The sequence below is a fragment of the Pseudonocardia sp. GCM10023141 genome (assembly GCF_042653605.1).
Map to the genome: position 1 here is coordinate 76,979 of NZ_JBHSIR010000066.1, position 19,708 is coordinate 96,686.

General features: G+C 72.0%; 19 protein-coding genes and 1 pseudogene. 10 read left to right on the forward strand and 10 right to left on the reverse strand.

The window, feature by feature from the left end; genetic code table 11:
- Positions 1-117: 117 nt before the first annotated feature.
- On the forward strand, positions 118-495 hold the full coding sequence (locus tag ACFPFQ_RS37645) for a TetR family transcriptional regulator C-terminal domain-containing protein (protein ID WP_379627710.1): 378 nt from the start codon (positions 118-120) through the stop codon (positions 493-495).
- Here the strand turns inward: ACFPFQ_RS37645 and ACFPFQ_RS37650 are convergent.
- A complete protein-coding gene (locus ACFPFQ_RS37650; RefSeq protein WP_379627668.1) occupies positions 482-2,065 on the reverse strand; it encodes an alpha-amylase family protein in 1,584 nt (527 codons plus the stop codon). The two genes, ACFPFQ_RS37645 and ACFPFQ_RS37650, sit on opposite strands and share 14 nt — an antisense overlap.
- 253 nt (positions 2,066-2,318) lie before the next feature.
- Here ACFPFQ_RS37650 and ACFPFQ_RS37655 point away from each other — a divergent pair.
- Positions 2,319-2,594: pseudogene (locus ACFPFQ_RS37655) on the forward strand (iron chelate uptake ABC transporter family permease subunit); the annotation flags it as partial.
- 52 nt (positions 2,595-2,646) lie between these two features.
- Positions 2,647-2,775 (forward strand): hypothetical protein, encoded by a 129-nt coding sequence (locus ACFPFQ_RS37660; RefSeq protein ID WP_379627722.1) that lies wholly within the window; start codon positions 2,647-2,649, stop codon positions 2,773-2,775.
- 4 nt (positions 2,776-2,779) lie between these two features.
- Here the strand turns inward: ACFPFQ_RS37660 and ACFPFQ_RS37665 are convergent, their stop codons facing one another.
- The 4 genes from ACFPFQ_RS37665 to ACFPFQ_RS37680 form a co-directional block, all read right to left on the reverse strand.
- Complete coding sequence (locus ACFPFQ_RS37665) at positions 2,780-3,580, reverse strand: SDR family NAD(P)-dependent oxidoreductase (protein WP_379627669.1); 801 nt, start codon at positions 3,578-3,580, stop codon at positions 2,780-2,782.
- Positions 3,581-3,691: 111 nt separating this feature from the next.
- Positions 3,692-4,264 carry a TetR/AcrR family transcriptional regulator gene (locus ACFPFQ_RS37670; protein ID WP_379627671.1) on the reverse strand — a complete coding sequence of 191 codons (573 nt, stop codon included), beginning with the start codon at positions 4,262-4,264 and terminating at the stop codon, positions 3,692-3,694.
- A gap of 42 nt (positions 4,265-4,306) precedes the next feature.
- Positions 4,307-5,035, reverse strand: coding sequence for a nitroreductase (locus ACFPFQ_RS37675; protein WP_379627673.1), 729 nt, complete (start codon positions 5,033-5,035; stop codon positions 4,307-4,309).
- A gap of 2 nt (positions 5,036-5,037) precedes the next feature.
- The gene (locus ACFPFQ_RS37680) at positions 5,038-5,553 is read right to left on the reverse strand and encodes a DUF4863 family protein (protein ID WP_379627675.1); all 516 of its coding nucleotides are present in this window, start codon (positions 5,551-5,553) and stop codon (positions 5,038-5,040) included.
- Between the two features lie 110 nt (positions 5,554-5,663).
- Here ACFPFQ_RS37680 and ACFPFQ_RS37685 point away from each other — a divergent pair, with 110 nt between their 5' ends.
- Positions 5,664-6,173: an alpha/beta fold hydrolase gene (locus ACFPFQ_RS37685; RefSeq protein WP_379627677.1), complete on the forward strand. Its 510-nt coding sequence runs from the start codon at positions 5,664-5,666 to the stop codon at positions 6,171-6,173.
- On the forward strand, positions 6,170-6,808 hold the full coding sequence (locus tag ACFPFQ_RS37690) for a TetR/AcrR family transcriptional regulator (protein ID WP_379627679.1): 639 nt from the start codon (positions 6,170-6,172) through the stop codon (positions 6,806-6,808). Before ACFPFQ_RS37685 ends, ACFPFQ_RS37690 begins: the two co-directional genes overlap by 4 nt.
- A gap of 111 nt (positions 6,809-6,919) precedes the next feature.
- On the opposite strand, the gene ACFPFQ_RS37695 is transcribed toward ACFPFQ_RS37690, so the two are convergent.
- Positions 6,920-7,945, reverse strand: coding sequence for a LacI family DNA-binding transcriptional regulator (locus ACFPFQ_RS37695; RefSeq protein WP_379627681.1), 1,026 nt, complete (start codon positions 7,943-7,945; stop codon positions 6,920-6,922).
- Positions 7,946-10,378 carry a glycoside hydrolase family 3 N-terminal domain-containing protein gene (locus ACFPFQ_RS37700; RefSeq protein WP_379627683.1) on the reverse strand — a complete coding sequence of 811 codons (2,433 nt, stop codon included), beginning with the start codon at positions 10,376-10,378 and terminating at the stop codon, positions 7,946-7,948.
- 313 nt (positions 10,379-10,691) lie between these two features.
- On the opposite strand from ACFPFQ_RS37700, the gene ACFPFQ_RS37705 reads away from it, so the two are divergent.
- From ACFPFQ_RS37705 to ACFPFQ_RS37715, 3 genes are all read left to right on the forward strand, one after another.
- On the forward strand, positions 10,692-12,041 hold the full coding sequence (locus ACFPFQ_RS37705) for an extracellular solute-binding protein (RefSeq protein ID WP_379627685.1): 1,350 nt from the start codon (positions 10,692-10,694) through the stop codon (positions 12,039-12,041).
- 83 nt (positions 12,042-12,124) lie between these two features.
- Positions 12,125-12,970: a carbohydrate ABC transporter permease gene (locus ACFPFQ_RS37710; protein WP_379627712.1), complete on the forward strand. Its 846-nt coding sequence runs from the start codon at positions 12,125-12,127 to the stop codon at positions 12,968-12,970.
- The gene (locus ACFPFQ_RS37715) at positions 12,967-13,896 is read left to right on the forward strand and encodes a carbohydrate ABC transporter permease (RefSeq protein ID WP_379627687.1); all 930 of its coding nucleotides are present in this window, start codon (positions 12,967-12,969) and stop codon (positions 13,894-13,896) included. The genes ACFPFQ_RS37710 and ACFPFQ_RS37715 overlap by 4 nt, the downstream gene beginning before the upstream one ends.
- A gap of 105 nt (positions 13,897-14,001) precedes the next feature.
- On the opposite strand, the gene ACFPFQ_RS37720 is transcribed toward ACFPFQ_RS37715, so the two are convergent.
- A complete protein-coding gene (locus tag ACFPFQ_RS37720) occupies positions 14,002-14,178 on the reverse strand; it encodes a hypothetical protein (RefSeq protein ID WP_379627689.1) in 177 nt (58 codons plus the stop codon).
- An 80-nt stretch (positions 14,179-14,258) separates the two neighbouring features.
- A complete protein-coding gene (locus ACFPFQ_RS37725) occupies positions 14,259-16,571 on the reverse strand; it encodes an ATP-binding protein (protein ID WP_379627691.1) in 2,313 nt (770 codons plus the stop codon).
- Between the two features lie 192 nt (positions 16,572-16,763).
- Here ACFPFQ_RS37725 and ACFPFQ_RS37730 point away from each other — a divergent pair, with 192 nt between their 5' ends.
- The gene (locus ACFPFQ_RS37730; protein ID WP_379627692.1) at positions 16,764-17,219 is read left to right on the forward strand and encodes a carboxymuconolactone decarboxylase family protein; all 456 of its coding nucleotides are present in this window, start codon (positions 16,764-16,766) and stop codon (positions 17,217-17,219) included.
- A 43-nt stretch (positions 17,220-17,262) separates the two neighbouring features.
- A complete protein-coding gene (locus ACFPFQ_RS37735; protein ID WP_379627694.1) occupies positions 17,263-17,697 on the forward strand; it encodes an iron chaperone in 435 nt (144 codons plus the stop codon).
- On the opposite strand, the gene ACFPFQ_RS37740 is transcribed toward ACFPFQ_RS37735, so the two are convergent.
- Entirely contained in the window at positions 17,690-19,492 is a 1,803-nt protein-coding gene (locus tag ACFPFQ_RS37740) for a sigma-54-dependent Fis family transcriptional regulator (RefSeq protein WP_379627696.1), read from the reverse strand. The two genes, ACFPFQ_RS37735 and ACFPFQ_RS37740, sit on opposite strands and share 8 nt — an antisense overlap.
- Positions 19,493-19,708: the final 216 nt, after the last annotated feature.

Below are 19,708 nucleotides of genomic sequence, written 5' to 3' on the forward strand. Positions count from 1 at the left end.
TGTTCGGCTCGAAGGAGGAGCTGTTCCACCGGGCCGTCGCCCGCTACGCGGAGATCGACATGGCCTACGCGTGGGAGGGCGCTCGACCAACCCACCGCCCGCGACGTCGTACGGGCCCTGCTCGTCGACAACGTCTCCGCCCTCACCCGCCCCGACCGCCCGCGGGGCTGCCTGTCCATCCAGGGCGGCCTGTCCTGCGGCCCGGCCAACTCCGCGATCGCGGATTTCCTCGCCGCCAGCAGGCTCGGCGGCGAGGAGGCACTGGCCGTGCGGCTGGCCCGCGCCGTCGACGAGGGGGACCTCCCGGCCGGGAGCGACCCGAGCGCACTGGCCCGCTTCGTCATGACGTTCGCCGACGGCCAGGCCGTCCATGCCGCGGCGGGCGTCGAGCACGACCAGTTGCTCCAGTCGGCCCAGATCGCGCTGAGCGTCTTCGCCGATGCCGCGACCCGGTACCCGACCCAGCACCCGGCATCGGGGGTCAGCCGGACCTGAGCCAGCGACATCCGTAGGGCGCCAGTGTGACCGCGATCCGGCCGTCGCCGTCGGCGCGGGCATCTGAGTCCGCGGGATCCAGGACGTCCTCGAACGAGGCACCGGCCAGCCCGCTCAGCAACGGCGTGGCGGTCGTCTCGGTGTCGGCGAGGTTGTGCAGGGCGACCACGGTCGCACCCTCGACGTCGCAGCGGTGCGCGAGGACGGCGCTCGCGTCCGATCCGGGGTCGAGCACGGTGTAGCTCCCCCAGGCCAGCTCGGGACAGTCCCGGTAGCACTCGACGAGCCGGCGCATCCAGGCGAGCAGTGAATCCGGATCGCGGCGCTGCTCGGCGACCGCGGCCCACTCCATGTCGGTCCGCACGGCGAAGCGGCCGGGCAGCGAGAGGTCCTCGACCATCCCGATCTCCTCGCCGTAGAACAGCACCGGCGTGCCGGGCAACGAGAACAGCAGGCTGTAGACCATCCGGATGCGACGCTCGTCGCCGCCCAGCATGGAGGGCAGCCTGCGGCGCAACCCGCGCCCGTAGACCTGCATGTCCTCGTCGGGGCCGAACGCCGCGAAGACCTCCTGCCGCTGGGAATCGGTGAGCTTGTCGAGCGTCAGCTCGTCGTGGTTGCGCACGAACGTGGCCCAGTGCCCGTCCTCCGGGGGGTCCGGACGTTGGCGCAGGGCCTGCGCCAGCGGCTCGGCGTCACCACGCGCGAGCGACAGGTACATCTGCTGCATGCCGATGAAGTCGAAGCACATCGTCAGCTCGTCGGTCGCACCACCACCGTCGCGGGCGCCGAAGAACGGCATCGTGTCCGGGTAGGGCAGGTTGACCTCGCCGAGCAGCACCGCCTCCCCGCAGCGGCGGCGCAGGAAGGCGGCCAGGTCGGCCAGGTAGTCGTGCGGGTCCGGGAGCGCCGCCGCTTGGTCCGGTCCGGACGTCTCGAGCAGGAAGGGGACGGCGTCGACCCGGAACCCCGACAGCCCCAGCTCCATCCAGAAGCCCATGATCCGGGCGATCTCGTCGCGCACCTCGGGGTTGGCGACGTTCAGATCGGGCTGGTGCTTGTAGAACTGGTGCAGGTAGTACTGCTTCGCCTTCCGGTCGTACTGCCACAGGCTGGTCTCCTGATCGGGGAAGACCACGCCCTCGGCGGCATCGGCGGGCTTGTCGTCACGCCACACGTACCAGTCGCGGTAGCGCGAGTCGGGCGAGCTGCGCGCATCCTGGAACCACGGGTGCTCGGCCGAGGTGTGGTTGACGACGAGGTCCGCGATCACCCGCATGCCGCGGTCGCGGGCGGTGCGGACCAGCTCCACGAACTCGCCCAGGGTGCCCAGCCGCGGGTCGACCGCGTAGAAGTCGGTGATGTCGTAGCCGTCGTCGCGATCCGGGGTGGGGAAGAACGGCATCAGCCACAGGCACGTCACCCCGAGCCGGTGCAGGTGGTCGATGCGCTGGATCAGGCCGCGGAAGTCACCGCAACCGTCGCCGTCACCGTCGGCGAAGGTCTCGACGTCGAGGCAGTAGATCACCGCGTTCTTCCACCACAGGTCAGAGGTCTGGGTGAGCCTCACGAGGCGCCGAACCCGACGCCGGGGCCGACCCGGTCAGGCGACGCAAGGGCCGCGAAGGAGGTCATTCGGCCCGGGTACCCGCCACGCCCCACCTGCCACACCCCGACCTGCAACACCCACCGCCCGGGACCAGCTCGGTAGATCCCCACCTGCGCCCCGGTTCGGTCCTGGGCTACGCAGATGCGGTGATCGCGACGTATCGTGCCCGTGATCGCCGGGGCACCGTGCTCACCGGCATCGTGGTGTCGAGCCTGTGCTCGGCACTGATCTCGCTGACCAAGTACGTGGCCGACCCGGAGAACAAGCTCCGCAGATCACGTTCTGGCTGCTCGGCGGACTGGACACCGGGACGATCCGGGAGAACCTACTGCCGATCATCATCCCGATCCTCGTGGGCATGGTGCTGCTGCGGTGGCGGCTCGACGTACCGGCCTTCGGCGACGAGGAGGCCGCGTCGATGGGCGTGAACCCGCGGCTGGTCAAGGGGCTCGTCATCGTCGGTGCCACGCTCATGACCGCGGCGTCGGTCTCCGCCGCCGGCCACCACCGCGGCGCTCCTGCACCAGGACGGGACGCTGCAGGTGGGCGCGCCCGCCGACATCGTCACCCGGGCCGCCCTCGCGCAGACCTACGGCGAGGACGTCCTGATCGTCACCACCACCGCCCCCGACGGCACGATCGTGCTCTCCTGCGTCCCGCTGCTCGGCTGACCGGTCAGGCGGCGGTGTAGCGCCCGGCCGGTGTGGACCGCGAGAGGTTCGGGACGAGCGCCTGGCGCGCGGCGTCGTAGGATTCCCACTCCCCGATCTCGGGCAGCGACAGGATCGACACCGGCTCGTGGCGGTCGAACCCTGCCAACGCCGCGTCCACCGCGTCGTCCACGGACATGACCCACTCGTCGGGAAGTGCCGAGAGCTCGATCCCGGAGCCGTCCCAGAACTCGGTGCGCACCGCGCCCGGCAGCACGGCCTGGACCTGCACGCCGGAGTCCGCGAGCTCCTGCGCGAGGCCCTGCGTGAACGCGAGTACGTAGGCCTTGGTCCCGGAGTACGCGGCCGAGACCGGCATGATGTTCAGCGCGAGCGCCGACGCCACGTTGACGATGGCGCCGTGGCCACGCGCGACCAGCGGGGCCGCCACCGCGGCGGTGAGCCGGCTCAGCGACGTCACGTTCAGCGTCACCAGGTTCTCGAGCGCCGCCGGGTCGGCACCGTTGACCGGGCCGAAGAGCGAGCCCCCGGCGTTGTTGACGAGGATCTCGATCGACGCGTCCGACGCGAGGCGCTGCTCGACGGCCTCCAGCCCGGCCGCCTCGGTCAGGTCCGCCACCAGCACCTCGACCTTCCGGTCGGCGTGCGTCGCGGTGATCTCGGCGGCCAGCGCGGCCAGCCGCTGCTTGTTGCGCGCCACCAGCAGCAGGTCGTAGCCGCGGGCGGCAAGCCGCTTCGCGTACCCGGCACCCAGCCCGGTCGAGGCGCCCGTCACGACGGCGATACCCGTTTCGTTCACAGCCATGGTCGTTCTTCCTCCGTGTCGAGCGGTCCGTCTGCCCATTTAGATTATATTCATCATCTAATCACGGCAAACAAGGAGTCCGGGATCACTCATCGCGGATCGACGGTGCGGTCAGCGCTCCCCGAGCACGGCACGGGCCGCTCGCAGGATGTCCTCGGAGACGTCCGACCCGACGGTGGCGCGGGCGAGCAGGATCGCCCCGACCAGCGTGCAGACCGCGGCGAGATCACCCGCGCCCGCCACCTCCGGGTCGTCGCTCATCCAACGGGCGAAGGCCGACACACCCTCCGAGTAGGGCACGCGCGCCTCCGCGACGTCGTCCTCACGTCCCAGGTCGGGACCGAATCCCGCAGTGGGGCAGCCGTGGCCCGGATCGTCGCGGTGCTCGACGGAGAGGTAGTAGTCGACGAGATCCTCCCTGGCCGCCGCGTGGTCATCGGGATGGGCGGCGTCGTGGCCCTCGAACTGGGCCTCCAGGTCGGTGAACGCGAGAGCGGTCGCCTCCGTCACCAGCGCCTGCTTGGACGGGAACTGCCGGTAGAAGCCGCCGTGGGTGAGCCCGACCTCGGCCATCAGGTCGGCCACGCTGACGCCCGGCACGCCCCGCTCCCGGAACAGCCGCGAGGCAGCCGCGACGACCTGCTCCCGGTGCTCCTGGGCCTGAGCCCGCGACACCCGACCCATGAGACCCTCCACGCATCCGTTCATTAGATGACGAATCTCATCTTACGCCGGGCCCGGACGTGGCGGCCCGTCGTCGTGGAAGGTGGTGAAGGCGCGGACCGGTTCGCGCGGGGTCCGCGAGCGGCTCAGCGCGTGGTCCCGATCGGCGAACCCGAGCGCCAGACCGCAGACGATGATCTGGTCGTCCGGGATCTGCAGGTGCCGGCGCAGGACGGGGTAGAAGTCCAGGAAGGCGGCCTGTGGGCACGTGTCGAGGCCGTCCTGCCGCGCCGCCAGCATGAGTGCCTGCAGGAACAGCCCGGCGTCGACGAGCGCGCTGTCGAGCGGGTGCCTGCTGACCGTGAGGACGAGCCCGACCGGCGCGCCGAAGAAGTCGTAGTTGCGCCGGTGGTGGCGCAGCCGCCCGGCGGCGTCGTCCACGTCGATCCCGAGCGCCTCCCGGTAGAGGCCGTCACCGAAGCTGCGACGCCTGCCGCGGAACGGCTCCGGCCAGGCGTCCGCAGCGGGCTGGTAGGGGTACTCGCACGCGGCGACCCGCCCGTCGCCGTCGAGCGCCTCCCAGAGCGCCTCGGTCAGGCGCCGCTTCGCGCCCCCGGTCAGGACGTGGACGTGCCACGGCTGCCCGTTGGAGTTGCTGGCCGATCGCGACGCGAGCGCCAGCAACCGCTCCACGTCGCCGCGCGGAACGGGCGTGGGCAGGAAGGCGCGCACGCTGCACCGGGACAGGAGCGCCTCCTCGACGGTCGCGGCGCCCATCACCTGTGCCGCCACGGTCAGCGGGCACCGGCGGGCGTGATGTCGTAGGAGATCCGCCCCGCGGGCAGGAAGAACAGGGCGATCACGGCCCCTCCCTTCGCCTCGGGGTAGTGGTGGCTCTCCGGCTCCGGCGCGGTCCATCCCGCTCCCTGCCACCCGCGCGGACCACGCAGCAGCGCGCCGTCGTTCAGCGGCACGACCATGTTGATCTCACCGTAGGGATGCTGGTGGTACTGGCCGCGGTAGACCGGCACGCTGTCCATGTAGACCGCGGTGATGCTGAAGTAGTGCAGCCGCTCGGACGGTTCGGCGATGCGGCTTCGCCGGTAGCCGCGGCCGTCGACCTCGATGTTCGCGGCCCACCCGGCGGCCACGCCGTCGGTGACCAGTCCGGCGAGGTCGTCCCACAGCGGCGTGCCCGGCCCGTGGGTCGCGTTCAGCCAGGTCTCGAGCTCCTCCCCCGCAGTGCGGTTCTTGATCTCGTCGAGGAACGGGATGCTGCGCTCGACGAGATCCTCGGCCGTGGCGCCCATGTGCTGCCTCCTGTCGCGGTGCCGGAGCGGATGCCCCGGAACGGCGACGGTAGCCATCGAGATACGTTACAGTCAATAGTCGTAACATAACCGGTGACCGCGGAGGCCCCATGACCGTCCTGCACCACCGCGTCATCCGGTACGACCTGCCGGGACACGGCCGCTCCCCCGCCGAGCTGCTGGGTGACGGCGCCGGCGTGGGCGACATCGCCGACCTCGTGCTGCGCCTCGCCGACCACCTCGGCATCGACACCTTCGCCTACGCCGGGATCTCGCTGGGTGGGGCCGTCGGGATGTGGCTGGCCGTGCACCACCCGGAGCGCGTCACCGCGCTCGCGCTCGTGTGCACCTCCGCGCGCTTCGACGAGCCGGCGGCGTGGCACGAGCGGGCGGCACTCGTCCGTGCCGAGGGGATCGACCCGGTGGCCGCCACCGCGGCCGGCCGGTGGTTCACGGCGGCGTTCGCCGACGACCCGGCGGCCGACGCGATGCTCGCTCACCTGCGTGCGGTGGACGCCCGGGCCTACGCCGCGGCGTTCACCATCGCCGGCCGCATCGTCGACGAGGAGCGCACCCGCACGGGCGGCACCGCCACCGGACGGTCGACAATCACGCCATGACGGATGCACCGGAGCCGCCCGGGGACCTCGACGCACCCGCCGTGGCCGCGAAGGGCGGCCGTCCGCGCGACCCCGCGCTCGACGACGCGATCATCGAGGCCACCCGGCAGCGACTCGTGCGCGACGGCTACTCGACGATGACCATCGGGGAGATCGCCGCCGATGCCGGCGTCTCCCGGCCCACGATCTACCGCCGCTGGCCGGGCAAGCTCGAGCTCACGATCGATGCGCTCGACTACGGGTTCCGGGCCCAGCGCGAGAGCTATCCCGACGCGGGACTCGAGGAACTGCCGCCCCGCGCCGCGTTCACCGAGGCCGTCCGGCGGGTCGACCCGTGCTACTTCAACCCCGACGCCATGGTGCTCATGGGCAACTTCATGGGCGAGACGATCCGCACGCCGGAACTGCTGGCCATCGTCGTCGAGCACGCGGTCGAGCCGCGGGTGCGGCTGATCGAACGCCTGCTCGACGACCTCAGGGCGCGCGGTGCGGTGCGGGCGGACATCGACACGCACACCATCGCGACGCTGTGCTTCGGGAGCTACTACGCGGCGTTCCTGCGCGCCGAGCACGACCGCTCCGGGCTCGCGGAGCAGGTGGTGGCCGTGCTGTGGCCGGGGATCACCGCGACGTAGCGCCGCGCACCCCGGCCGCCGTGGCTGCTCGCACACATCCTGGCGTGCCCGCACACACCGTAGAAGGTGTGCGCTGCGACGCTGCGGTGTGTGCGAGCGTCCGGCGAGACGTCAGGGCGGCGGCACCGCCGACCCCCGCACGACGAGCGTGGTGGCGAGCTCGACGTGGTGGGAGTCCACCTTCTCCCCCGACGCGAGGCGCAGCGCCGTCCGCAGCGCCACGGCTCCCATCTCCCGCAGGGGCTGGCGGACCGTGGTGAGCTGCGGGGAGGACAGCCGCGCCGCCTGGGTGTCGTCGAACCCGACGATGCTCAGGTCCTCGGGGACGCGCAGCCCGCGGGCCCGGGCCGCCTCGATGAGCCCCAGCGCCACCTCGTCGTTCCCGGTGAAGACGGCCGTGGGCGGTTGCGGGAGGTCGAGCAGCGCGGCCCCACCGATCAGGCCGCTGTCGTACTGGAAGTCCAGCGCCAGCACGTAGCCATCGGGCACCGGGGCGCCGGCCGCCTCCATCGCGCCCCGGAAACCGTGCATCCGCGCCTGGTTGCAGCTGGCCGTCGCGGTGCCGCCCAGGTAGGCGATCCGGCGGTGCCCCAGCGCGAGCAGGTGCTCGGTGGCGGCCAGGCCACCGGCGTAGTTGGTGGAACCCACGCTCGTGACGTCGGGCTGCGTGATGTTGATCGGGTCGATCACCACCAGCGGGAGCCGCGCCTGCGACAGCGCGACCAGATCGGCGGCGGCCAGCTCGGAGGTGACGCCGACGGCGGCCCGCCGACCCGTGGCGATCAGTTCCCGGACCCACGACGCCGCCCGCGGCGGGCCGGCCGCCCCCGCGGCCCCCGGATGCGAGCTGACCACGATGTCCACCCCTGCCGCCGCGCCCGCATCGAGCACGCCCTGCACGACCTCCAGCGAGTAGTGGGTGAGCACGCCCTGGAAGAACAGCTCGACCGCGGCCCGCTCGGTGGCGGCCGGCCGGCGTCCGACGTAGCCCTGCTGCCGGATGACCTCCTGCACCCTGGCCCGCGTCGTCGGCGAGACGTCGCCGCGGCCGTTGAGCACCTTGGACACGGTGGCCACGGAGATCCCGGCCGATGCCGCGACGGAGGCCAGGGTCGCCCGGGTGCCGGCGGGTGGCACTCATCCGTCCTTCGGTTCGGCGCCACCGGCCACCGGCGTCACGGCGACGGGTGTGACCAGCTCGCGGTCGTGCCCCACCGCCCGCACCTCGCCGGTGACCTGGACGGTGGCGCGGCACGGCAGGTCGGTGGACGAGGTGCCGACGAGCACCTCGAGCTCGCCCGGCTCGACGATGCGTCGCAGGTCCGGACCGGTGTAGGCGGTGCGGTCGGCGTGCACCCGGAAGGCCACGTCGGCGCCCGCTCCCGGCTCCAGCGTGACGCGCGCGAAACCGGTCAACAGCTTCAGCGGCCGGGCGACCTGGGCGAGGACGTCGTGCAGGTAGAGCTGGACCACCTCGTCGCCGGTGCGGGAACCGGTGTTGCGCACCCGGACGGTGGCCGTGAACTCGCCGTCGGTCGGGATCTCCGCCGCGCTGATGCGCAGGTCGTCGACGGTGAAGGTGGTGTAGGAGCCGCCGAAGCCGAACGGGAACAGCGGTGCGGGGTCCAGGCTGCTGATGCCGGCACTCTCGACACCGCCCAACGCGGGCTGCAGGTAGGTGCCGGGCTGCCCGCCCGGGTGCCGCGGGATCTGCACCGGTAGCTTGCCGCCGGGCACGATCCTGCCGCTGAGCACGCCGGCGATCGCCGCACCACCTTCCTGGCCGGGCAGGAACGCCTGCACCAGCCCGGCCGCGCGGTCCGCGACGGAGCCCAGTGCGTAGGGACGGCCCGAGACGACCACGACGACCGTCGGCGTCCCGGTCGCCAGCAGCGCCTCGAGCAGCTCCGCCTGCACGCCGGGCAGGCGCAGGTCCTCGGCGTCGCAACCCTCCCCCGACGAGCCGTGCCCGAACAGCCCCGACAGGTCCCCGACGAAGGCGACGCAGAGTTCGGCGGCGCTCGCGGCCGCCACCGCAGCGGCGATCCCGGACCGGTCATCGCCCAGAACCGCGCAGCCCGGCTCGTAGGCCACGTCGGTGCCTCCGGGTTCGGGCCCGGCGAGCTCCCGCTCCAGCGCCTCGACCGCGGTGGGCACCGTGACGCCGAGCCCGTGGCCGGGGTGGCGGGGCAGCACGTGGTTGGGGAAGGCGTAGCACCCCATGAACGTCCGCGGGTCCGCTGCGCACGGCCCGACGACGGCCACCCGCTGCAGCGCGGGCCGTCCCGCGCCCCGCAGCGGCAGGGCGCTGCCGGCATCGAGCAGGATGACCGAACGCTCCGCCAGCTCACCGGCGAGCGCGCGATTGGCGGCGGAGTCCAGGTCCAGCGCGGCCCGATCGACGGAACCCTCCGGCGTCCAGTCCGCGTCGAGCAGCCCGAGCTGCACCTTCTGCAGGAGCAGGCGCCGCGCCGCCCGGTCGAGGAGCTCCTCCGCGACCTGCCCGGAACGCACCCGCTCCAGCAGCCCGGCCCCGAAGCCGAACGTGTCGGGCAGCTCGACGTCGATGCCCGCGGCCAGCGCGAGTGCACCGGCCGCGTCCTGGTCGGTGGCGACGCGATGCATCCAGGCGAGGAACGGCACGGCCCAGTAGTCGGACACGACCGTGCCGGCGAAGCCCCAGTCGTCGCGCAGGACCGTGGTCAGCAGCCACGGGTCGGCGCCGGCGGGCACGCCGTCGACGTCGGAGTAGGAGTTCATGACCGAACCGGCGGCTGCCGTCGCGATCGCCGTCTCGAACGTCGGCAGGATGACGTCGAGCAGCTCGCGCCGTCCCATCGAGACGGGGCCGTGGTTGCGGCCCGTCCGGGAGGCCGAGTAGCCCGCGAAGTGCTTGAGGGTGGCGATGACATCGGCCGACTGCAGGCCGCGGACGTAGGCGGACCCGAGCGTGGCGACGAGATGGGGGTCCTCGCCGATCGACTCCTCCACCCGGCCCCACCGGTAGTCGCGCACGACGTCGAGCACCGGGGACAGGCCCTGGTGCACGCCCGCCGCGGCCATGTCGCGGCCGATCGCGGCCGCCATCCGCTCGATGAGGGCCGGGTCGAACGTGGCGCCCCACGCGATCGCGGCGGGGTAGACGGTGGCGCCGAACGTCGTGAAGCCGGTCAGGCACTCCTCGTGGACCAGCGCCGGGATGCCGAGCCGCGATCCCGCCAGCACGACGCGGTGCTGGCGGACCAGCTCGGCCACGCCCTCGTCGGCGGTGAGCGGGACGCTCCCCCAGACCCGGGTGAGATGGCCGAGCCCGTCGCGGGCGGCCTCCTCGAGCGACACCGTGCCGGACGCCGCGAAGACCTCCTGCATCGGCGCGACGTTGGGCGCATCCGGATCGGGCGGCTCGGGGACACCCATGTCGTTGCCCGCCCAGCGACTGCCCAGCTGGCCGAGCTTCTCCGCAGGCGTCATCGCCGCCAGCAGCAGCTCGACGCGTTCACCGGCGGTGAGCGCGGTGTTCTGCCACGGGCGCACCGCGGGCCCCGCCGCAGCCGACACCGAGGTCGTCATGAGCGCTCCACCACCCGTTCCAGCATTTGAATTACGAAAAGTTTCGAAGCGCGCTCGACCCCGCGAGCGGCAACAAATGCGCATCTCAAGGCGCAGATCGACGGAATCCTCGCGCAACTACATCGATCAATTCAACCCCTTGACAGCAGGGTTTGCGAAACTTAGGTTTCGTACGCTCGAAACTTGGGGCACCGTCGGGAGATCCTCGTACTCCTTCGTGGGAGCGCTCTCACGACAGTGTCCACGTCGCCGGCATCGCCCGCTACCCACCTGCCGTGGTCCGGTCCCACGGCTCTCGATTACGGAGTTCATCGTGGAACCCACCATGACGTCCCGGCGCAACTTCCTCGGCCTGCTCGCGGGGGGCGCCTCGATCGCCGGCCTGGCCGCCTGCGGCACCGCAGGCCCCGCCGCCTCCACCACTGGCGGCGCCCCCGCCGCACCGGGTGCCGCCGGGACGAGCACGTGGATCCTCACGGGCCAGCCGAACGAGGGCATCCGCACCGCCACCATCCAGCGCTTCAACGCGGCGAACCCCAGCACCCAGATCGCGCTGACGTCGTTCCAGAACGACGCCTACAAGACCAAGATCAAGACGGCGATCGGTGCCGGCCAGGCGCCCACGCTCATCTGGGGCTGGGGCGGCGGTGGCCTGAAGAGCTACGTGGACGCCGGTCAGGTCGACGACATGACGGACTTCTTCGCCCAGAACCCCGCGGTGAAGGACAAGCTGTTCCCCTCCTCGTTCGCCGCGGCCACCGTCAACGGCAAGCTCTACGCGATGCCGGTCGAGACGGTCCAGCCGATCGTCCTGTACTACAACAAGCCGGCGTTCGAGAAGATCGGCGCGCAGCCCCCGCAGTCGTGGGCCGACGTCATGGCGCTCGTGCCCAAGTTCAACGCCGTGGGCATCGCACCGTTCTCCCTCGGTGGCCAGTCGCGCTGGACCAACATGATGTGGCTGGAGTTCCTCTACGACCGCATCGGCGGCCCCGGGGTGTTCGACGCGGTCTTCGCCGGCCAGAAGGACGCCTGGTCGGACCCCTCCTCGATCCGCGCGCTGACCGAGGTACAGAACCTGGTCCAGGCGGGCGGCTTCATCAAGGGCTTCTCGTCCATCACCGCCGACTCCAACGCCGACCAGGCGCTGCTGTACACGGGCAAGGCCGCGATGATGCTGCACGGCTCGTGGACCTACGGCAGCATGGCCAAGGACGGCGGCGACTTCGTCTCGAGCGGCAAGCTCGGCTACATGAACTTCCCGGGCGTCGACGGCGGCAAGGGCGACCCCACCGACACGGTCGGCAACCCCGGCCAGTACCTGTCGATCTCCTCGAAGGCCACCGAGGAGCAGAAGACCATCGCGAAGAAGTTCCTCGCCACGGCCATCCTCTCCAACGAGGAGATCAAGCAGTGGATCGACTCGGGGTCGATCCCGGTCGTGAAGGGCACCGAAAGCCTGATCGCCGCCTCGAAGGACGCCGACTGGCTCAAGTTCGTCTACGGCGTGTCGTCGGGTGCGAAGGTGTTCGCCCAGTCCTGGGACCAGGCGATGAGCCCCACCGCCGCAGAGGTGCTGCTGGACAACATCTCCAAGCTCTTCCAGCTGTCGGTCACCCCGCAGCAGTTCGCGACGAACCTCAACCAGGTCATCGGCAAGTGACGACGACCGCCGCTCCGCTCGCCGTTCGGAAGGCGCCGCAACGGCGCTCGTCACCGACCGGGCGGAGCGGCTCGGTCGCCTGGATGGTCCTGCCCGCGCTGCTGCTGTTCATCGGCTTCGCCGTGGTGCCGCTGCTCGGTGTGCTCGGCCTGAGCTTCACGCAGTGGGACGGCATCGGCGACATCCATCCGGCCGGCTTCGACAGCTGGCAGGCGGTGCTCGGCGACCCGGGGCTGCTCCACGCGCTGTGGGTCACGTTCCTGATCATGGTGCTGTCGTGGGTGGTGCAGACCCCGGCGAGCATCCTCATCGGCGTCTTCCTCGCCGGCCGGCAGCGCTACCGCGAGGTGCTGGCCGTGCTGTACTTCATCCCGCTGCTGCTGAGCTCCGCGGCGATCGCCATCACCTACAAGGCGCTGCTCGACCCGAACTTCGGGCTCGGCGCCGGCCTGCACATCCCGCTGCTCAGCCAGGACTGGCTGGGTGAGAGCGGCCTCGCCGTCGGCGTCGTCATCTTCGTGGTGTCCTGGCAGTTCGTGCCGTTCCACTCCCTGATCTACCAGGGCGCCGTGCGGCAGATACCGGCCTCGCTCTACGAGGCGGCCACGATCGACGGCGCCGGGCGGGCCCGCCGGTTCTTCAGCATCACCGTTCCGTTGCTGCGGAACACGATCATCACGTCGTCGACGCTGATGGTGGTCGGCTCGCTGACGTTCTTCGACCTCATCTTCGTGCTCACCGCGGGCGGGCCGGGAGATGCCACCCGCGTGCTCGCGCTGGACATGTACACGAAGGGCTTCAAGGCCAACCTGATGGGCCCGGCGAGCGTGATCGCGGTCATCCTCGTGCTCGTCGGACTGGCGCTGGCCCTGCTGCTGCGCCGCATCGGCGGGGGCGCCGACACCGACAGCCAGCTGGAAGGGCAGTGACGACTCATGACGACGACACCACCCATGGCGACGATCTCATGACGCTGACCACCGGAGCCGGCCCGGCCACGAGCACGCCCGCCCCGCGCGCCGCGCGCACGGGCGGTGCCGGCCGGCCCAACTGGCTGGGTGCGACGGCAGGCTGGATCTGGCTCGCGATCGTCGTGGTGCCCATCTACTGGATCATCATCACGAGCTTCAAGCCCCAGAGCGACTACTTCACGCAGAACCCGTTCCAGCCGCCGACCGCGCCGACGCTGGACAGCTACCAGCTCGTCATCGAGTCCGACTTCGCCCAGTACTTCCTCAACAGCGTCATCGTCTCGATCGGGACGATCGTGCCGGCCGCCGCGGTGTCGTTCATGGCGGCCTACGCCATCGTCCGCGGCAGCGGCAGCTGGTTCCTGCGCGGCGTGAACTCGCTGTTCCTCGCGGGGCTGGCGATCCCGTTGCAGGCCACCATCATCCCGGTCTACCTGATCATCATCCGGCTGCACCTCTACGACTCCCTGCTCGGGATCATCCTGCCGTCGATCGCGTTCTCCATCCCGCTGTCGGTGCTGGTGCTCTCGAACTTCGTCCGCGACGTGCCGAAGGAGCTCTTCGAGTCGATGCGGATGGACGGCGCCAGCGAGTGGACGATGCTGCTGCGCCTGGCACTGCCGCTGACCCGCCCGGCGCTGGTCACCGTGTGCATCTACAACGGGCTGGCGGTCTGGAACGGGTTCCTGCTGCCGCTGGTGCTCACCCAGAGCCCGGACCGGCGGACCCTGCCGCTCGCGCTGTGGACATTCCAGGGCCAGTACAGCGTCAACGTGCCCGCCGTGCTCGCCGCGGTCGTGCTCACGACGCTGCCCGTCGTCATCCTCTACGCGGTGGGCCGCCGCCAGCTGCTCAGCGGCCTCACCGCCGGTTTCAGCAAGTGAGTCGCACACGCCTTCCCGACGTCGCACATCGTGTCCCGTGCTCGCAGGGTGTGGAACGTGTGCGATGACCTGCCGCGGCATGCGAGGTCGCCCTCGCGGCACCACCTACCCGCTGATCGCCGCGGCCGGCTCCGGCTCGGCCACCGTCGCGTCGGCCGTCGCGGCATCGTCCACGGGTACGCGCGCCCGCTGCGACCCGACCAGGATCTGCGTTCGTCTGACCGCCAGTGCGAGGCACCGGATCCTGTGGTCGCTCGCGGACGACTCCCGTAGTGCGGTCATGAACGCCTCCTTGCGCCGATCAGTATTCTAAGCAGGTTTCCGCGGTTCGCATGGGATGTGACGCATTCGGCGGATCCGTCTCACCTCGGCCGGGCGGCGTCACGCAGGATGCCCTCCCGCGCCGTGCGGGCGAGCAGCTCGTCGTGCGGGCGACCGAGCTCGTTCGCGACCGCGATGATCCGATCCAGCAGTGCCAGTGCCTCGGTGTCCCGACCGGCCGCGCGGCACGTCGCGGCGTGGGCGTGCAGGCAGTCGATCTCCAGCTGGATCTCGGCGAGCGGTTCCAGCAGGGCGAAGGCACGCCGGTGGTGGTCGAGTGCCTCCTCGGCACGACCCATGAGGCGCAGCGCGACGCCGAGCTGGTTGTGGCACCACGCCTGATTGTGCTGCAGGTCGTGCTGCTCCGCCAGCCCCAGAGCCTCGTGCAGCGTGCGCAGCGACTCCGCGGGATCGGTAGCCGCCAGCGCGACACCGAGCGCGCCCAGCCCGGTGATCCGGCCGGGCCCGGTGGCGAGGGCAATGGACGCCCGGGCCAGCTCGACGGCCTCGGCGCGCTGCCCCAGGCCCAGCGTGACCCAGCCGTCGAAAGCCAGCGCCTGGGACCAGCCCGCGCGGTTCCCGGCCTTCTCGAACAGCTCACGGGCCTGCCGGAACCGGTCGCGGGCCGCATCGAGCTCACCGAGGTCACGGCGCGCGAAACCGATCCGCAGTGCCAGCGCCGCCGCGAGATCTCCACCACCGGACTCGCCATCAGCCGGCTCGCCATCAGCCAGCTCGGGGGCGGCCAGCTCGTAGGCGGCCAGCTCGTAGGCGGCCAGTGCCTCGGTGAGGCGCCCGGCGGCGGCACGGGCGTAGCCGAGGTCGGCCAGCAGCGTGGCCCGCTCCTGGTGCCACCCGAGGCGCTCCGCGGCGGCCGCGGCGGCCTCGAGCAGGCGCACCTGGTCGTCGGTGCCCCGGTGCCGGAAGAACCAGACCCGCAGGGACCGGGGCAGCTGCGCCACCACCGCGTCGGCACCCAGCCGCACCGCCGCGTCGAAGCAGGCGACCAGGTTGACGTACTCCAGGTCGAACCAGGCCATGGCGCGCACCGGGTCGCCCGGCGCCGGTTCCCTGCGCAACGGGGAGGGCAGCGTCCGGTCCTGCGCGACGGCCAGCGCCAGGTAGTGGTCCAGCACCCGCCGCAGCGCCTGCTGTGCCTGCGGTTCCTCGTCGGCGGCGAGGTCGGCTGCGTAGCGCCGGATCAGGTCGTGCATCCGGTAGCGCCCTGGTGAGGTCTCCTGGACGAGGTGCGCGTCGAGCAGCTCCTCGAGCACCGCGTCGGTGCGTTCGGGCGGCAGGTCGGCGAGCGCTGCGGCAGCTGCCGCATCGAAGTCGGTGCCCGGCAGCACCCCGAGCAGCCGGAACACCCGCCGCTGGCCGGGGTCGAGCTGCTGCAGCGACATGCCGAACACCGCGTCGAAGCGCCCGGCGCTGTCGCGCAGCCGCTCGGCCAGCACCGCCACCGTCCAGCCCGGGCGGTGCCGCAGCCGCGCCCCCGCCATCCGCAGCGCCAGCGGGAGCCCGCCGCACTGGGCCAGCACCTGCCCGACCCCCTGCCCGTCGTCCCCGACCCCGTCCCCGACGCCGGCCGCCTGCCCGAACAGGTGCGCCGCCTCGACGTCGGTCAGCGGCGCCAGCGACACCGGCGGCACCCCGTCCAGGCTGATCAGCCGCGTCCGGCTGGTGACCAGCACCGCGGACCTCCCCGCGCCGGGCAGCAGCGGGCGCACCTGCTCGGCGTCGACGGCGTTGTCGAGCACGACGAGCGCGCGCCTGCGCGACAGCTCCGATCGCCACAGCGCAGCGCGCTCCTCGACACCCGCGGGCGGGTGCGAGACGTCCACCGCGCCCAGCAGCCTTCCCAGCGCCGCCTGCGGCTCGAGCGGCTCCTGGCCCGGTGTGAACCCGTGCAGATCGAGGTAGAGGCCACCGTCGGGGTAGGCCGCGGCGAGCCGGTGAGCCGCGTGCACAGCCAGGCTGGTCTTGCCGACCCCGGCCATCCCGTCGATCACCACCGCGCCCACGGTGCGCAGCAGCTCCTCGACGCGGGCGACGTCCGCCGCCCGGCCGGTGAAGTCGATCAGGTCGGCCGGGAGGTCGTTGCGGCGCGGGGCGGGCGCCGCACCGGCCTTCGCCGCCTCGGTCCACATCGGACGCAGCGGCCGGGGGTCGCGGCCCACGACCCGGCACAGCGCCACGACGGCCTCCCACGGCGGCACGAGCCGACCGGTGAGGTAGCGCGAGAGCGACGAGCTGCTCAGTCCCGCCTGCTGGGCGAGCGCGCGCAGGCTCAGCCCGCTGAGCTCCTTGATCCGGCCGAGCTGGGCGACCAACCGCTCCCGGGAGCCCGACACCGGCCACACGCTACCTGTCCCGCCCCACGGAAACGGATCGGTCACCTGTCCGCGCTGGTGGGGCGCGTTGCGGGTGTCCCACGGTGTCCCACGGACCACGCGCGGCACGGCCCGTCGATGGTCGGATCACTCCTGTCGGCGAGGCACCACCCCCTCCGCCCCACAGCCACTGCCACCACGAAGGAGCACCTGATGTCGACCGAACGGATGCCGAACCCCGTCACGCTGGTTCCCGGAGCGATGGAGGCTCTGATGGGCGTCACCCGGGCCGTCGCAGGCTCCGGGGTGGACGGCAAGGTGCTGGCGCTGAGCCACCTGCGGGCCAGCCAGATCAACGGTTGCGGCCCCTGCGTGGCGGGCGGCGTCCAGCACGCCACCGGACTCGGCGCCACCGCGGACCAGGTGCACGCCGTGGCCGCATGGCGCGAGACGCCGTGGTTCAGCGACGAGGAACGCGCCGCGCTGGCGCTGACCGAGGCCGTGACCCGGCTCGCCGACCGGCCGGACGCGGTGCCGGACCAGGTGTGGGACGTGGCTGCCAAGCACTTCGACCAGCAGGAGCTCGCGGCACTGCTGCTCAACATCGCGATCACCAACGCCTTCAACCGGCTCAACGCGCCGACCCGCCAGCAGGCCGGCTCGTACTGACCCCGTTCCCGTTCCCGATCACCCACCACCGGAAGGACGACCCATGTCGAACACCGAGAGCTACAACGGCTTCACCCAGGACGAGCGCAGCGCGATGAAGCAGCGCGCCGCGGAGCTGAAGGGTGCTGCCCGGCGCGGCACCAAGGCCGACCCCGAGAGCGACGTGCTGGCGAAGATCGCCGAGATGGTCGGGTCCGACCGCCCGATCGCCGAGCGGCTGCACGCGCTGATCAGGGCCAACGTTCCGGAGCTCACGTCGAAGCTGTGGTACGGGATGCCCGCGTACGTCCGCAACGGCAAGGTGGTCTGCCACTTCCAGCCCGCGGCGAAGTTCACGACCCGGTACGCGACGCTCACCTTCAGCGACGAGGCGAACCTCGACGACGGCGCGCTGTGGCCGACCTCCTTCGCGGTGGCCGAGCTGACCCGCGACGCCGAGGAGCGGATCACCGCGCTGCTGAAGCAGGCCCTCAGCTGATCCCGAACTCGCGCATCTTGCGGTAGAGCGTGTTGCGGCCGATGCCGAGCGCCTGCGCCGCCCGGCTGCGGTTGCCGCCCGCGGTGCGCAGAGCATCGGCGACGGCCTCGCGTTCGGCCGACTCCAGCAGGCCCAGCGCACGCCGCGGCATGCGCAGCTCGTCGGGCAGGTCGTCGACCTCGACGGTCCCGCCCGCCGCACGGCGCGCCAGCAGCACGACCGTGTGGTGGAGCTCAGCCAGGTTCCCCGGCCAGTGCCAGCACATCAGCCGCTCCCACACCGCAGGCGCGAAGCGCGTCGCCGACTCCGGTGCGGGCCGCTCGGCCAGCATCGCCCGCACGAGCGACGGCAGGTACTCCAGGCTCTGGGAGAGGCCGGGCAGCCGCACCGTGGTGCCGAGCCTGCGCACCATCGCGACCGCATCGTCGGCGGCGGCGTCGAGGTCGACGGTCAGTGCGATCGGTGTGCCGGCACCGGCGAGGGCCTGCAGCTGCGCAACCGACGGCGCCGGTGGCAGGTGGACGCGGCGCAGCACCAGACCGCGCCCGTCTGCCGCGGCGAGGCGCGCCGCGGCGAACCACCCGGGATCCAGGTGCGGCTCGACGACCAGCGGGTCCGTGGCACCGTGGCGGCTCAGCACGCGCAGTGCGGCGCGCAGCTTCCCCGTGCCACCCGCCCCGACCAGCGCGACGAGCTCGCGGTGCCGGACCGCCGTCTCCAGCTGCCGGTCGACCGCACCGTCGAAGTGCAGGGGGTCGCGCACCTGCCCGGGTTCGCGCGCAGGCAGGCCGGGGGCCGTGGCCACCTGCAGCGGAGCGGTGGCCGGTCGCGCGTCCGGGCGGTAGGGATCGGGAGCTCGGGGCGGCAGCAGCCGCACGCAGAACGCCCCGCTCCCCCGCTCGTCGACCGGTTCGACAACGGCGTCGTGGACGCCGTCGGAGAGCGGGATCCGCATCCGGGTGGGTGCGACGAGACGGTGCTCGCTGAGGAACCGCCACAGCAGCGGGTGCAGCTCCGGCCCGATGTGCAGCAGGCCCAGCCGGTTGGCGAGCAGGGTGTCGGAGTCCACGACCAGTGCGGCCGTCCCGGTCCGCTCGATCGCCAGGTAGGCCTGCACGAGCCTGCGGTGCCGGTCCCCCGCCTCCTCGAGGATCCGCGCCTCGATCTGACGTCCGATGTCACCGGCCATGACCGTCATCAGCGGGTGGACGTCACGCATCGAGCACGCCAGCGAGAACGACCCGACCATGCGCCCGGTGAAGGGCTCCATGATCGGCGTTCCGGCGCAGGTCAGGTCCTCCAACATGGCGTTGTAGTGCTCCGGGCCGCGCACCAGCACCGGGCGGCGCTCGACGAGCACGGTGCCGAGACCGTTGGTACCGATCGAGTGCTCCGAGTAGTCGAAGCCCTCGGCCGCGCTGGCCCGGTCCATGACGTCGCGCTGGCGGCGCAGGTCGGCGTGGCGCGCGATGATCAGCCCGGTGGCATCCGACAGCACCATGGCCACCGGCACGTCGGCGAAGCTGTCGTTGAGCCGGTCCAGCACCGGCATCGCCGCCCGGCGCAGCACCGAGAGGTCGTCGTCGGGCTCGCGGTAGTCGATGTGCTCGGGCGCGACGGGCACCTGCTCGCCGACGCACCGCCGCCAGCTCCGCTCGATGTACTGCGGTACCCCGCTGCGACCGGGCGGCTGGGTCAGTACGCCGCCGTGGACGAGCTCCTCCCGGCTGCGGCGCGTGTGCTCCCGCTGGACCGGCGACAGCAGCGGCTGGTGGCGGCTCTCGTTTCGACGCATCGTTGCCCCGGGATCCGTTGCGGGCGCGGCGCCGCCCGCGGTCGCGCGGGCACCATCGCCCACTGCCCACCTACCGTGCCCCACGTCGCACCTCGCACGCCAGTGCTGGCCCTCGGAGCCCACTCACGCTAGGCCGCTTCGCGACCTCGTGGGGTGTTCCGTTTCGGAACACCCGGCGCCGTTCCAGATCGGAACACCCGCAGCCGATGCCCCCCT